This is a genomic window from Streptomyces sp. ADMS, from assembly GCF_033441795.1.
Classification (GTDB): Bacteria; Actinomycetota; Actinomycetes; order Streptomycetales; family Streptomycetaceae; genus Streptomyces.
On record NZ_JAVFVX010000156.1, the window covers coordinates 1 to 12,901 of the forward strand.

Genomic DNA, 12,901 nt, shown 5'->3' on the forward strand with positions numbered 1-12,901 from the left:
GCGACACGGCGATGGAGGAGGCCACCTTCCTCTCCCGCTTCGCCAAGTCCGTGACGATCGTCCACCGCCGGGACACCTTGCGCGCCTCCAAGGCGATGCAGGAGCGCGCCTTCGCCGACCCGAAGATCCGCTTCGTCTGGGACAGCGAGGTCGCCGAGATCCAGGGCGACCCGAAGCTCGCCGGACTGAAACTGCGCAACCTCAAGACGGGCGAACTGTCGGACCTGGCTGTGACGGGCTTGTTCATCGCGATCGGCCACGACCCGCGCACCGAGCTCTTCAAGGGCCAGCTGGAGCTCGACGAAGAGGGCTACCTGAAGGTCGACGCGCCCTCGACGCGGACCAACCTGAGCGGTGTATTCGGCGCCGGTGACGTGGTCGACCACACCTACCGGCAGGCGATCACCGCCTCCGGCACCGGTTGCTCCTCGGCTCTGGACGCCGAGCGCTTCCTCGCCGCTCTGACGGACCACGAGGAGCAGGCCGAGCCCGAGAAGACCGCTGTCTGATCCCCATCCGCCCCACCGCAGCATCGAGTTAAGGAGCCCCTGTGGCCGGCACCCTGAAGAACGTGACCGACGACTCCTTCGACGAGGACGTCCTCAAGAGCGACAAGCCTGTCCTGGTGGACTTCTGGGCCGCATGGTGCGGACCGTGCCGCCAGATCGCGCCGTCCCTTGAGGCGATCGCCGCCGAGTACGGCGACAAGATCGAGGTCGTCAAGCTCAACATCGACGAGAACCCCGGTATCGCCGCAAAGTACGGCGTGATGTCCATCCCGACCCTGAACGTCTACCAGGGTGGCGAGGTCGCCAAGACCATCGTCGGCGCCAAGCCGAAGGCCGCGATCGTGCGTGACCTTGAGGACTTCATCGCCGAGTAGTCGACGCAGCAGCCGATGTTTCACGTGAAACACGAGTGGGCCGGCCCGAAAGGGCCGGCCCACTCGTGTTTTGTCAGCGCCTAGAGCGGCCGCAGCACCGGTTCTTTCTGCACTGCTCCCAGCAAACGGTCGAGCGCCATCTCCACGTCTTCCTTCCAGGAGAGCGTCGTCCGCAGCTCCAACCGAAGCCGAGGATGCACGGGATGGGGCCGCACCGTCTTGAAGCCCACGGCGAGAAGATGGTCAGCGGGCAGGACGCAGGCCGCTTCCTTCCAGCGGGCGTCGCCAAAGGCCTCGATCGCCTTGACGCCCCGTCGTAGAAGATCTTTGGCGACCGTCTGAACCATCACGCGCCCCAGTCCCTGCCCCTGGTAGCCCGGCACGATGAACGCGGTCATCAGCTGCACCGCGTCCGGCGAGACCGGGCTTGTGGGGAACGCTGTGGAACGGGGCACATAAGCCGGAGGGGCATACAGAACGAACCCCACAGGATTGTCGTCAACGTAGACGACACGGCCGCAGGAGCCCCAGTCGAGCAGGACGGCCGAGATCCACGCTTCCTTCTCCAGCTCGGGCCTGCCCGCCTTTACTGCGGCTTCGCCGCTGACGGGATCCAGTTCCCAGAAGACACACGCACGACAGCGCTTGGGAAGGTCCTGAAGGTTGTCCAGCGTGAGCGGTACGAGCCGACGCCCCATGAAGGCTGTTCCTCGCTTCCTTCGCCCGCGGCATCGCGGGCGGCTGTCAGAGCGCTCCGTTCCCTGAGCAGACTGCCGACGAACCCGCCGACAGCACCCAGTCCCAGACCCACGCTCACCAGTCCGGTACGGCTCACCGTTCGCATGGCCCCGCCTCCCCATCACAGGTGCTGCCAGGTGAATGCGCCATACTCGATCGCATCGTATCCACCAAGCGATTGCATCGATACCGCCTGAAAGCAAAGAGCGGGCCGTGTCCCGGTACACACCGGACACAGCCCGCTCTGACTGTCAGCCGAGTGCATACCGCCCGGCCGGCGCAGGCCTCAGTCCCCCGATTCCTCGGAATCGTCGTCCAGAAGGCTCTTCTGAAGGACCGGACCCTCGCCCGGGGCGAGGGTGCTGAGGATGCGCTCCAGATCCTCCATCGAGGCGAACTCGACGGTGATCTTGCCCCTCTTCTGGCCGAGGTCCACCTTCACCCGCGTCTCGAAGCGGTCCGAGAGACGGCCCGCGAGATCGGTCAGCGCCGGAGACACCAGGGCACCAGCCCGCGGTCCCTTGGCCCTCGCAGCCGCCTTCGGGCGTGAGCCCATCAGGGTCACGATCTCCTCGACAGCCCGGACCGAGAGCCCTTCAGCCACGATCCGGTGAGCCAGCCGGTCCTGCTCCTCCGAGTCGTCCACGGAAAGAAGCGCCCGGGCGTGCCCGGCAGAGAGGACTCCGGCGGCGACACGGCGCTGGACCGCCGGCGAGAGCTTCAGCAGACGCAGGGTGTTGGAGACCTGCGGACGGGAACGGCCGATCCGGTCCGCCAGCTGATCGTGCGTGCAATGGAAGTCCTGAAGCAACTGGTCGTAGGCGGCAGCCTCTTCCAGTGGGTTCAGCTGCGCCCGGTGCAGGTTCTCCAGCAACGCGTCCAGGAGGAGCTTCTCGTCCTCCGTGGCCCGCACGATAGCCGGGATCGCATCGAGGCCCGCCTCACGGCAGGCCCGCCAACGCCGCTCGCCCATGATGAGCTCGTAGCGAGCGGGACCCACCTGCCGTACGACGACGGGCTGGAGGAGACCGACCTCCTTGATGGAGGTGACCAGCTCGGCCAGCGCGTCCTCGTCGAACACATCACGCGGCTGTCGCGGATTCGGCGTGATGGAGTCGAGGGGCAACTCGGCGAAGTAGGCGCCGACAGGAGGCGCTGGTGCATCCCCGAAGCCGTTCGAGGAAGCCTCATCTGTTTCACGTGAAACAGGCGGGAGCGTGGCCACCTTCGCCGCGGCCACTCCACGCTCAGCCGTCAGTACCGGTACCGCCGCCGGTGAGGTGGAGGCAGTGCCCCCCATCGCCGGTGGCGTCGGCCTGTCTCCGGTCGGTGCAGCTGGGATCAGTGCGCCGAGACCACGACCCAACCCCCTCCGTCGCTCGCTCACTGGATACCCTCCACGATGCTCTGTTCGCTTTGTGCGCCGATGTGGGCGTGCTGCGCGTTATAGCTGACGCCGACACCCTTCAGCGCGATTTCCCGGGCCGCCTCAAGATAGGACAGGGCACCGCTCGATCCTGGATCGTAGGTGAGCACCGTCTGTCCATAGCTCGGCGCCTCTGAGATTCGGACGGAGCGCGGAATGCTCGTCCGCAGCACTTCGTCGCCGAAGTGGTTGCGCACCTCGTCCGCGACCTGGGACGCAAGACGCGTCCGGCCGTCGTACATGGTGAGCAGGATCGTCGTTACTTGAAGGTCGCGGTTGAGGTGGGCCCGTACCAGATCAACGTTGCGCAGCAGCTGACCCAGGCCCTCCAACGCGTAGTACTCGCACTGGATCGGGATCAGAACCTCGGCGCCGGCGACCAGTGCGTTGACCGTCAGCAGACCGAGCGAGGGCGGGCAGTCGATGAGGATGTAGTCCAGAGGCTGCTCATACGCCTGGATCGCTCGCTCAAGCCGGCTCTCTCGTGCCACCAGGGACACCAGCTCGATCTCCGCACCGGCGAGATCGATCGTGGCGGGTGCACAGAAGAGGCCCTCGACGTCAGGGACCGGCTGAACGACTTCCGAGAGTGGCCTGCTGTCGATCAACACGTCATAGATGGAAGGAACATCGGCGTGATGGTCGATCCCCAGCGCCGTGGAAGCATTGCCCTGAGGGTCGAGGTCCACGACCAGAACGCGAGCCCCGTGCAAGGCCAGCGAAGCAGCGAGGTTGACGGTTGTCGTCGTCTTCCCCACCCCGCCCTTCTGGTTGGCGACCACCATGACACGGGTCCGCTCCGGCCGTGGCAGGCCTTCGCCGGCCCGCCCCAGAGCCTCCACCGCCAATTGGGCAGCACGACCGATGGGAGTGTCGTCCATCGGGGGCGGTGTTTCACGTGAAACATCCTCCCCGATCGACTCGGTTCGGGGACCGGGGACCGGATCGGTCATCGGTCCCGCGATGTTGGCGTTGGACCGCAAGGATTCACTCTCCTCGACTTCAGGCTCGCAATGAACAGAGCCTGCCATGCCTTCGGGGTCGTGAACCAGTGAGGCCTGGTGTTCTGTGGAGAAATCCACCTCTGTGGACAACTCCGTTACCTCTCCGAGTGAACGGAGAGGCTTCCGGTCGCGGGGTGCAGCCGCGGCCCGGCCGCGGCTGATGATGCCGTGCAGAAGTGAGCGACGTTTCACGTGAAACAAGATGCCCAGCTACGAGGGCCACGGCCGCGCGACACTCCGAGATGTATCGGTTTGGCAGCTTGTGTGGAGTACGTCTCTTCGTCAGGACGGATCAACGAACGTGACGATCAGCGTCGGCGTCGCGTCCGTCCCGTCCGGGCAGCCTTGGCCCTCTTCGCTGCGAACCGCACTCCCCCGGGACTTTCCCCGACCTCGACCCGCACAACGGTCGACAGCGGGTCCACCACGCCCTCACCCACATGCAGGATGGACGTCTCGACCGCCCCGAGCTTGCTCAACGCTGTGGCCGAGGCCTTCAGCTCCTCCTCAGCGGTGTCCCCCTTGAGCGCGAGCATCTCCCCGTACGGACGCAGCAGAGGAATGCCCCAGGTGGCCAGACGATCCAGCGGAGCCACGGCACGCGCCGTCACCACGTGGACCGGCTGAAGCGTCCCCATGACCTCCTCGGCGCGTCCACGAACGACCGTCACATGGTCCAGGCCCAGGAGCTCAACGACTTCGGCAAGGAAATTGGTCCGGCGCAGCAGCGGTTCGAGCAACGTGATCTTCAGGTCCTCCCGGACCAGCGCCAGCGGAATGCCGGGCAGACCGGCGCCCGAGCCGACATCGCACACCGTCACGTTCTCGGGCACGACCTCGGAGAGCACCGCACAGTTCAGCAGGTGCCGCTCCCACAACCGGGGCACCTCGCGCGGGCCGATCAGACCGCGCTGCACACCCGCCTCGGCGAGCAGTTCCGCGTATCGGACCGCGTCCGCGAAGCGATCGCCGAACACCTCGCGCGCCTGCTCGGGCGCCGGGGGGAGCTCCGCTGCCTCCGTCACGGGGACCGTCCTTCCGTACCGCATGAGCGCACTGGGCGCTGATCACCAGGACTATCAGGGACCGGTGCTGTCGAGGACCCAGGGGGACGAACAGAGGGCCAACAGCTGCCGGGAACTACAGGCTGACAAAGTTCGGCCCCGCCTGCGCAACAGACGGGGCCGGAGAGACGTACGTAACCGATCAGGCGGGAAGGACGACGACGAAGCGCTGGGGCTCCTCGCCCTCGGACTCGCTGCGCAGGCCGGCGGCCTTCACCGCGTCGTGCACGACCTTGCGCTCGAACGGCGTCATCGGCTTCATCTTGACGGGCTCGCCAGAGCTCTTGACCTCGGCCGCGGCCTTGGCGCCCAGTTCCGACAGCTCCTCGCGCTTCTTGGCACGGTAGCCCCCGATGTCGAGCATCAGCCGACTGCGGTCCCCGGTCTCCCGGTGCACAGCCAGACGCGTGAGCTCCTGGAGGGCCTCCAGCACCTCGCCGTCCCGGCCGACCAGCTTCTGCAGGTCTCGGCTGCCCGCGTCGCTGATGATCGAGACAGCGGCGCGGTCGGCCTCGACATCCATGTCGATGTCGCCGTCGAGGTCGGCGATATCCAGCAGACCCTCGAGGTAGTCCGCCGCGATCTCGCCCTCCTGCTCCAGGCGGGACAGGGTGTCGACACCCTCTGCTGCGGCGGAGGTAATGGTGCCTTCCGTCACGGGATGGGCTCCTTCTTACTTCTTGGACGGGGACTTGGGGCGCTGCGGACCCTTGCGCTGTCCGGACTGAGCCTTGCTTCGGCCACCGGCGCCAGGCTTGGAGGCGGCCTGCTTGGCAGCTTCTCCGGCCGGCTTGGCGTCCTCGGGCTCATCGGACTTGATCAGCGACGTCGTGGAGGCTTCCGGCTCAGCACCTCCTGCGGACCTGGGGCCCGACTGGCGCTGGGACTTGCTCTGGCGCTTGGGCTGCTGACGCTTGGCGGTGCCGGTGGCGGGCGTACCGTCCTCGGTCTCGGCGACCTCCGGGTTCACGCCCTTCGTCACCGTGCCGTCGGCCTGGGCAGCCAGACCCGCCTTGTTCAGACCGTTGATGAACTTGCGCTCGAACTCGTTGCGGTCACGGCCCTTGGCGACGATGGCCTTCACGATGGCGCGCTCACCGCGGCCGCGGGTCTTGCCGTGGTGCGTGACGTGCTTGTACAGACGCTCCAGATAGGCGGCCTGCGCCTTGCTGCCCGGGGTCGGGTTGTTGTGGATGACGTACATCTGCTGGCCCATGGTCCACACGTTGGTGGTCAGCCAGTAGACGAGGACACCGACGGGGAAGTTGATGCCGAAGACGGCGAACATGATCGGGAAGACGTACATCAGCATCTTCTGCTGCTGCATGAACGGCGTCTTCACCGTGGTGTCGACGTTCTTCGTCATCAGCTGGCGCTGCGTGTAGAACTGCGACGCCGACATCAGGACGATCATGACCGCGGTGACGATGCGGACGGTGGTCAGCGAGGCGTCGAGCGCCGTGACGTCGGCCGAGCTGTCAGTGAACTTCGCGGCCAGCGGAGCGCCGAAGATGTGCGCCTTCTGCGCGCTCTGCAACAGGCTCTGGTTGATGACACCGATGGTGTCGTTGTTCGCGATGCTGTTGAGCACGTGGTACAGCGCGAAGAAGAACGGGGACTGCGCCAGAATCGGAAGGCACGAGGAGAGCGGGTTGGTGCCCGTCTCCTTGTACAGCTTCATCATCTCTTCGGACTGGCGCTGCTTGTCGTTCTTGTAGCGCTCCTGGATCTTCTTCATCTCAGGCTGCAGCGTCTGCATCGCCCTGGTCGCCTTGATCTGCTTCACGAAGAGCGGGATCAGGCAGATGCGGATCAGGATCACCAGGGACACGATGGACAAGCCCCAGGCCCAGCCCGTGTCGTCGCCGAAGACCGCGCCGTACACACTGTGGAACTGGACGATGACCCAGGAAACGGGTGTCGTGATGAAGCTGAAAATACTGGCAATCGTGTCCACTAATCATGCTCCTTGGACATGGGACGGGGTCTCGGCGGCCGGGCTCGAAGGATTCTGCCCCTCGATGGCCGCGCCGGCGGCGGAGGTCCCGCCCTTGCGTGCACGCCAGGTGTTGCGCAGCATTTCGTGCCACCGCGGACGCTTGCGCGGCGGGACATGGTCCACACCGCCGAGCGACCACGGGTTGCACCGCAGGATGCGCCAAGCCGTGAGTGCCGTTCCCTTGACCGCGCCGTGCCGGTCGATGGCCGTGTGGCCGTAGTGGGAGCACGACGGGTAGTACTTGCACACCGGCCCGAGCAGCGGACTGATCGTCCACTGGTACAGCTTGATCAGAGCCAGCAGCGGGTACTTCATCGCGCGCCCCCTCCCAGCAGCCGCTGCAGAGCGGCGTCCAGGTCTCGGGCCAACTGTGCATGGTCGGCATCGCCCGCACCGGGCAACGCTCGTACGACTACCAGGCTACCGGGGGGCAGCTCGGCGACTCGCTCGCGCATCAGGTGGCGAAGCCTGCGCTTCACCTTGTTGCGGACCACCGCGCCGCCCACCGCCTTGCTGACGACGAAACCCGCACGCGTCGGGGGAGCGCTCTCCCCAGGCGCGTGCGGGTCCGTGGTACCGCTACGAAAGTGGACGACGAGAAGCGGGCGGCCGGCCCGGCGACCCCGTCGTACCGCGGTCGCGAAGTCCTCGCGCCGCCTCAGCCGATGCTCGGTAGGCAGCACGACGTCATGACCTGATCAGGATCAGGCGGACAGGCTGGCGCGACCCTTGCCACGGCGGTTCGCGAGAATCGCGCGACCGGCACGGGTACGCATCCGCAGGCGGAAGCCGTGGGTCTTGGCGCGGCGACGGTTGTTCGGCTGGAAGGTGCGCTTGCTCACTCGGGGGCTCCAGAAAGAATCGGTAGGTACCGGGGTGCCGTCTTGGCTGTCACCGTGCGCCCACGAGTAGCTCGCTTACGCCCGAGTGCACCGCTCCCGATCACTGAAGGTGCCCTGGTAGGAGCCCTGGTACGTGATCTATGCCCATCGGAGGCAGGCGGCAGCAGCCATCGACAACTCGACCTGGTCACGGTACGCGGGGCTACGCCATCCGGTCAAACCAGCACCCAGGGCGAGACACTATCCACAGCCTGGGGACAACAACTTGAACCGCACCCGCCGCCCTGACTACCGTGGCCGGACTCCCATTCGCCCGTCCCACCCGATGTACATCCCGATACGTCCCAGAACCACACGTTCGTGGGACCCGTGAGAGAGCGTGCCCTGTGGCTGACGTACCTGCCGATCTTGCCGCAGTGTGGCCACGAGTGCTGGAACACCTCCTCGGTGAGGGCCGCGGACAGGGCGTCGAGGTGAAGGACGAGCGCTGGATCAGGCGCTGCCAGCCGCTGGCCCTGGTGGCGGACACCGCCCTGCTCGCCGTACCGAACGAATTCGCGAAAGGCGTACTCGAAGGCCGCCTCGCGCCCATCGTCAGCGAGACGCTCAGCCGCGAGTGCGGCCGACCGATCCGCATCGCGATCACCGTGGACGACTCCGTCGGCGAGCCCTCCCCGCCCGCGCCCCCCACCCCGCAGTCGCGCTACGAGGAACCCGACCTCCCCCCGGCCCGCGACCCCTATCAGGGATACGGCCGCCACCGCGCCGACGACCGCCCCCAGAACCGCGACGGCCAGCAGCCCTCCCACGCGGACCCGCTCCCCACCGCCCGCCCCGCCTACCCGTCGGAGTACCAGCGCCCCGAACCCGGCTCCTGGCCCCGGACCACCCAGGACGACTACGGCTGGCAGCAGCCCCGGCTCGGCTTCCCGGAACGCGACCCGTACGCGTCACCGTCCTCGGACTACCGCCCGCAGCCGGCGCGCGACCGCTCGCCCTACGAACAACAGCGCTCCGAGTACGAGCAGCAGCATTCCGAGTACGAACAGCAGCGCGCCGACTACGGACAGCAGCGTTCGGAGTACGAGCAGCGCGACGGTCGCCGCGACCTGTCGGAGTCCCCGTCGGCCGGCGGCCACGCGCACCGAGGCGGACCAGGCGCACCCGGAGGCGCCGTGCGTCCCGGTGGCGGCGCCCCCGGCTCGCCCGCTTCGAGGCAGACTCCGCCGCCGGGCCCCGGCGAGCCCACCGCACGCCTCAACCCCAAATACCTGTTCGACACGTTCGTCATCGGGGCGTCGAACCGTTTCGCCCACGCGGCCGCCGTCGCCGTCGCCGAGGCACCCGCGAAGGCCTACAACCCCCTCTTCATCTACGGGGAGTCCGGACTCGGCAAGACGCACCTGCTGCACGCGATCGGGCACTACGCGCGCAGTCTCTACCCCGGCACGCGCGTGCGGTATGTGAGCTCGGAGGAGTTCACCAACGAGTTCATCAACTCCATCCGCGACGGCAAGGGCGACAGCTTCCGCAAGCGCTACCGCGAGATGGACATCCTTCTTGTCGACGACATCCAGTTCCTCGCGGACAAGGAGTCGACACAGGAGGAGTTCTTCCACACCTTCAACACGCTCCACAACGCCAACAAGCAGATCGTGCTCTCCTCCGACCGGCCGCCCAAACAGCTGGTCACGCTGGAGGACCGGCTGCGGAACCGTTTCGAGTGGGGCCTGATCACCGACGTCCAGCCGCCCGAGCTGGAGACGCGCATCGCGATCCTCCGCAAGAAAGCGGTCCAGGAGCAGCTCAACGCCCCGCCGGAGGTCCTGGAGTTCATCGCCTCCCGCATCTCGCGCAACATCCGCGAGCTGGAGGGCGCACTGATCCGGGTGACGGCGTTCGCGTCCCTCAACCGGCAGCCGGTGGACCTCGGCCTCACCGAGATCGTCCTCAAGGACCTGATCCCGGGCGGCGAGGACTCGACACCCGAGATCACCGCGCCGGCCATCATGGCGGCGACCGCCGACTACTTCGGTCTCACGGTCGAGGATCTCTGCGGCAGTTCACGCGGCCGCCAGCTGGTCACAGCCCGCCAGATCGCCATGTACCTGTGCCGCGAACTCACCGACCTGTCGCTGCCGAAGATCGGGGCGCAGTTCGGCGGCCGCGACCACACGACCGTCATGCACGCCGACCGCAAGATCCGCGCGCTGATGGCCGAGCGCCGCTCCATCTACAACCAGGTCACCGAGCTCACCAACCGCATCAAGAACGGCTGACAGCAGCGCGGTTGCGGCACCGAGGGCGCCCCGGGACGAGTTCCCGAGGGCGCCTTCGCCGTTTCCGGCGCGCGTCGGCCGTTGCCGTGCCGCAACCCACTGTTCGAATGTGGGCCGGGTTACGGCCACCCTCCACAGATTCGGTGACTTTTTCGCGTCCACACCCTGGGGACCGGGAAGTTGTCCAGACTGTGTCCACAGGCCAGGCTGGTGATAGACCATCAGACCAGGTCAGCTGGTTGTGGATTAGTGGACAAAAGATCTCCACAGGCTGTGGACAAAGAAATGATCCACAGGCTGTGCACGGACTTGTCCACCGACAGCCCACAGGCTGCGGCCGGTTGTCCCCAGCGATCACCGGCTTCTCCACACCCCTGTCCACTGTTCGGCAACACGACGCGCCTCCTCACCGTGTCGAGTGAAAGGCGTCACACCCGGGTGTCGGGTTGCTCTGTGGGAAAGCCGGGTAAAGCTGGGGACGGCGCTGGGGAGAAGTCGCCCCCGCCTGTGCATGGAGTGTGCAGAACTTTCCGTTCTCCACAGAGAGGCCTGGTTATCCACCGCCTCCACCCACAGGGCCAGTGGACAAAATCTCCTGCCTGAGCTGCGCAAACGGGGTTATCCACGGTATCCACAGCCCCTACTACTACTGACAACTAGAGAGAGCTGGGAATCCGTTTCGAAGTGGGTCCTGTGCACAACTCGCTGTCGGAAGCCCGACTGCCCCTCGTCACGACTTGACCCCGACAGGCACCTACTGTCAGTGCCGTGCGTCAGACTGTTCCCCGGTGTCCTTCCCAGCACGGGGACCGACGACACCGAGACAGACGACGAAGCCAGGCAGGCCGAGAAGCGCCGGCAACAGCAGGAGGCGGCAACAGTGAAGATCCGGGTGGAACGCGACGTACTCGCGGAGGCAGTTGCCTGGGCGGCGCGCAGCCTCCCGGCCCGTCCGCCGGCCCCTGTCCTCGCCGGCCTCCTGCTGAAGGCCGAGGAAGGCCAGCTGAGCCTGTCGAGCTTCGACTACGAGGTCTCCGCGCGGGTGTCGGTGGAGGCCGAGGTCGAGGAGGTGGGCACGGTCCTGGTGTCCGGCCGGCTTCTCGCCGACATCTGCCGTGCCCTTCCCAACCGCCCGGTGGAGATTTCCACAGACGGTGTACGGGCGACGGTGGTGTGCGGTTCCTCCCGCTTCACGCTCCACACACTCCCTGTGGAGGAGTACCCGGCTCTGCCGCAGATGCCGACCGCCACCGGCACGGTGCCCGGTGAGGTCTTCGCCTCCGCCGCCGCGCAGGTGGCCATCGCCGCCGGGCGTGACGACACGCTGCCAGTCCTCACCGGTGTGCGCATCGAGATCGAGGGCGACACGGTGACGCTGGCCTCCACCGACCGCTACCGCTTCGCGGTCCGCGAGTTCCTGTGGAAGCCGGAGAACCCGGAGGCGTCCGCGGTGGCCCTGGTGCCCGCCAAGACGCTCCTGGACACCGCCAAGGCGCTCACTAGCGGCGACAGCGTGATCCTCGCGCTGTCCGGCTCTGGCGCGGGCGAGGGCCTCATCGGCTTCGAGGGCGCCGGCCGTCGCACGACGACGCGTCTGCTGGAGGGCGACCTCCCGAAGTACCGCTCGCTGTTCCCGACGGAGTTCAACTCCATCGCCGTGATCGAGACCGCCCCCTTCGTGGAGGCCGTCAAGCGGGTGGCCCTGGTGGCCGAGCGGAACACCCCGGTGCGGCTCAGCTTCGAGCAGGGCGTGCTCATCCTGGAGGCCGGTTCCAGCGACGACGCACAGGCTGTGGAAAGGGTCGACGCGCAGCTGGAGGGCGACGACGTCTCGATCGCCTTCAACCCCACGTTCCTGCTGGACGGCCTGAGTGCCATCGACTCCCCGGTGGCCCAGCTCTCCTTCACGACGTCCACGAAGCCCGCGCTGCTCAGCGGCAAGCCGGCTGTGGACGCGGAGGCGGACGAGGCGTACAAGTACCTGATCATGCCGGTCCGCCTGAGCGGCTGAGCGCCTCCGACGGGAACGCCGCAGGTGGGGGCATGCGTTTGAGCGCGTATGCCCACAGATGTGCATGAGCGTCCGGGTTTAGGCTCGGAGGTGGGTACCAGCAAGCAGGAGTGCCCTTATGCCACGTCGCAACCTAAGGAACCACTGATGGAGCTCGGTCTCGTCGGCCTCGGCAGGATGGGCGGAAACATGCGCGAGCGGATCCGCCGCGCAGGCCACACCGTCATCGGATACGACCGCAACCCGGACGTCGCCGATGTCCACAGCCTCAAGGAGCTTGTGGACGGGCTCAGCGCCCCGCGCGTGGTGTGGGTGATGGTCCCGGCCGGCGCCCCCACCCAGTCCACCGTCGACGAGCTGGCCGAGCTCCTGGAGCCCGGCGACATCGTCGTGGACGGCGGCAACTCGCGCTGGACGGACGACGAGAAGCACGCCGAGGAGCTGGCGGCCAAGGGCATCGGCTTCGTCGACTGCGGCGTCTCCGGCGGCGTCTGGGGCCTGGAGAACGGCTATGCGCTGATGTACGGCGGCGACGCCGAACACATCGCCAGGGTGCAGCCGGTCTTCGACGCCCTCAAGCCCAAGGGCGACCTCGGTGCGGTCCACGCGGGCAAGGTGGGTGCCGGGCACTTCTCGAAGATGGTCCACAACGGCA

At 67.0% G+C, this 12,901-nt stretch carries 14 protein-coding genes; 5 read left to right on the plus strand and 9 right to left on the minus strand.

The window, feature by feature from the left end; translation table 11 throughout:
• Positions 1–509, plus strand: a 509-nt coding sequence (locus RB628_RS36675) for an NAD(P)/FAD-dependent oxidoreductase (RefSeq protein ID WP_318324972.1), incomplete at its 5' end; no start/stop codon positions are given.
• Positions 510–550: 41 nt separating this feature from the next.
• Positions 551–883 carry a thioredoxin gene (trxA, locus tag RB628_RS36680; RefSeq protein WP_318324973.1) on the plus strand — a complete coding sequence of 111 codons (333 nt, stop codon included), beginning with the start codon at positions 551–553 and terminating at the stop codon, positions 881–883.
• Positions 884–963: 80 nt separating this feature from the next.
• On the opposite strand, the gene RB628_RS36685 is transcribed toward trxA, so the two are convergent.
• From RB628_RS36685 to rpmH, 9 genes are all read right to left on the minus strand, one after another.
• On the minus strand, positions 964–1,581 hold the full coding sequence (locus RB628_RS36685; RefSeq protein WP_318324974.1) for a GNAT family N-acetyltransferase: 618 nt from the start codon (positions 1,579–1,581) through the stop codon (positions 964–966).
• 326 nt (positions 1,582–1,907) lie between these two features.
• Positions 1,908–3,008 carry a ParB/RepB/Spo0J family partition protein gene (locus RB628_RS36690; protein ID WP_318324975.1) on the minus strand — a complete coding sequence of 367 codons (1,101 nt, stop codon included), beginning with the start codon at positions 3,006–3,008 and terminating at the stop codon, positions 1,908–1,910.
• Positions 3,005–4,078, minus strand: coding sequence for an AAA family ATPase (locus RB628_RS36695; RefSeq protein WP_318324983.1), 1,074 nt, complete (start codon positions 4,076–4,078; stop codon positions 3,005–3,007). Before RB628_RS36695 ends, RB628_RS36690 begins: the two co-directional genes overlap by 4 nt.
• Positions 4,079–4,359: 281 nt before the next feature.
• Complete coding sequence (gene rsmG / locus RB628_RS36700) at positions 4,360–5,076, minus strand: 16S rRNA (guanine(527)-N(7))-methyltransferase RsmG (protein ID WP_318324976.1); 717 nt, start codon at positions 5,074–5,076, stop codon at positions 4,360–4,362.
• A gap of 181 nt (positions 5,077–5,257) precedes the next feature.
• A complete protein-coding gene (locus tag RB628_RS36705) occupies positions 5,258–5,773 on the minus strand; it encodes a protein jag (protein ID WP_318324977.1) in 516 nt (171 codons plus the stop codon).
• A gap of 15 nt (positions 5,774–5,788) precedes the next feature.
• On the minus strand, positions 5,789–7,072 hold the full coding sequence (yidC, locus tag RB628_RS36710) for a membrane protein insertase YidC (protein WP_318324978.1): 1,284 nt from the start codon (positions 7,070–7,072) through the stop codon (positions 5,789–5,791).
• A gap of 3 nt (positions 7,073–7,075) precedes the next feature.
• A complete protein-coding gene (gene yidD / locus RB628_RS36715; protein ID WP_318324979.1) occupies positions 7,076–7,429 on the minus strand; it encodes a membrane protein insertion efficiency factor YidD in 354 nt (117 codons plus the stop codon).
• Positions 7,426–7,797, minus strand: a complete 372-nt coding sequence (gene rnpA, locus RB628_RS36720) for a ribonuclease P protein component (protein ID WP_318324980.1) — start codon at positions 7,795–7,797, stop codon at positions 7,426–7,428. The genes yidD and rnpA overlap by 4 nt, the downstream gene beginning before the upstream one ends.
• 21 nt (positions 7,798–7,818) lie before the next feature.
• Positions 7,819–7,956 carry a 50S ribosomal protein L34 gene (gene rpmH, locus RB628_RS36725; RefSeq protein ID WP_006381191.1) on the minus strand — a complete coding sequence of 46 codons (138 nt, stop codon included), beginning with the start codon at positions 7,954–7,956 and terminating at the stop codon, positions 7,819–7,821.
• A gap of 386 nt (positions 7,957–8,342) precedes the next feature.
• On the opposite strand from rpmH, the gene dnaA reads away from it, so the two are divergent.
• The 3 genes from dnaA to RB628_RS36740 all read left to right on the plus strand — a co-directional run.
• Positions 8,343–10,235: a chromosomal replication initiator protein DnaA gene (dnaA, locus tag RB628_RS36730; RefSeq protein WP_318324981.1), complete on the plus strand. Its 1,893-nt coding sequence runs from the start codon at positions 8,343–8,345 to the stop codon at positions 10,233–10,235.
• Positions 10,236–11,115: 880 nt separating this feature from the next.
• Entirely contained in the window at positions 11,116–12,246 is a 1,131-nt protein-coding gene (dnaN, locus tag RB628_RS36735; RefSeq protein WP_318324984.1) for a DNA polymerase III subunit beta, read from the plus strand.
• A gap of 147 nt (positions 12,247–12,393) precedes the next feature.
• Positions 12,394–12,901: NAD(P)-binding domain-containing protein (locus tag RB628_RS36740; protein WP_318324982.1), on the plus strand; the 508-nt coding region annotated here is incomplete at its 3' end.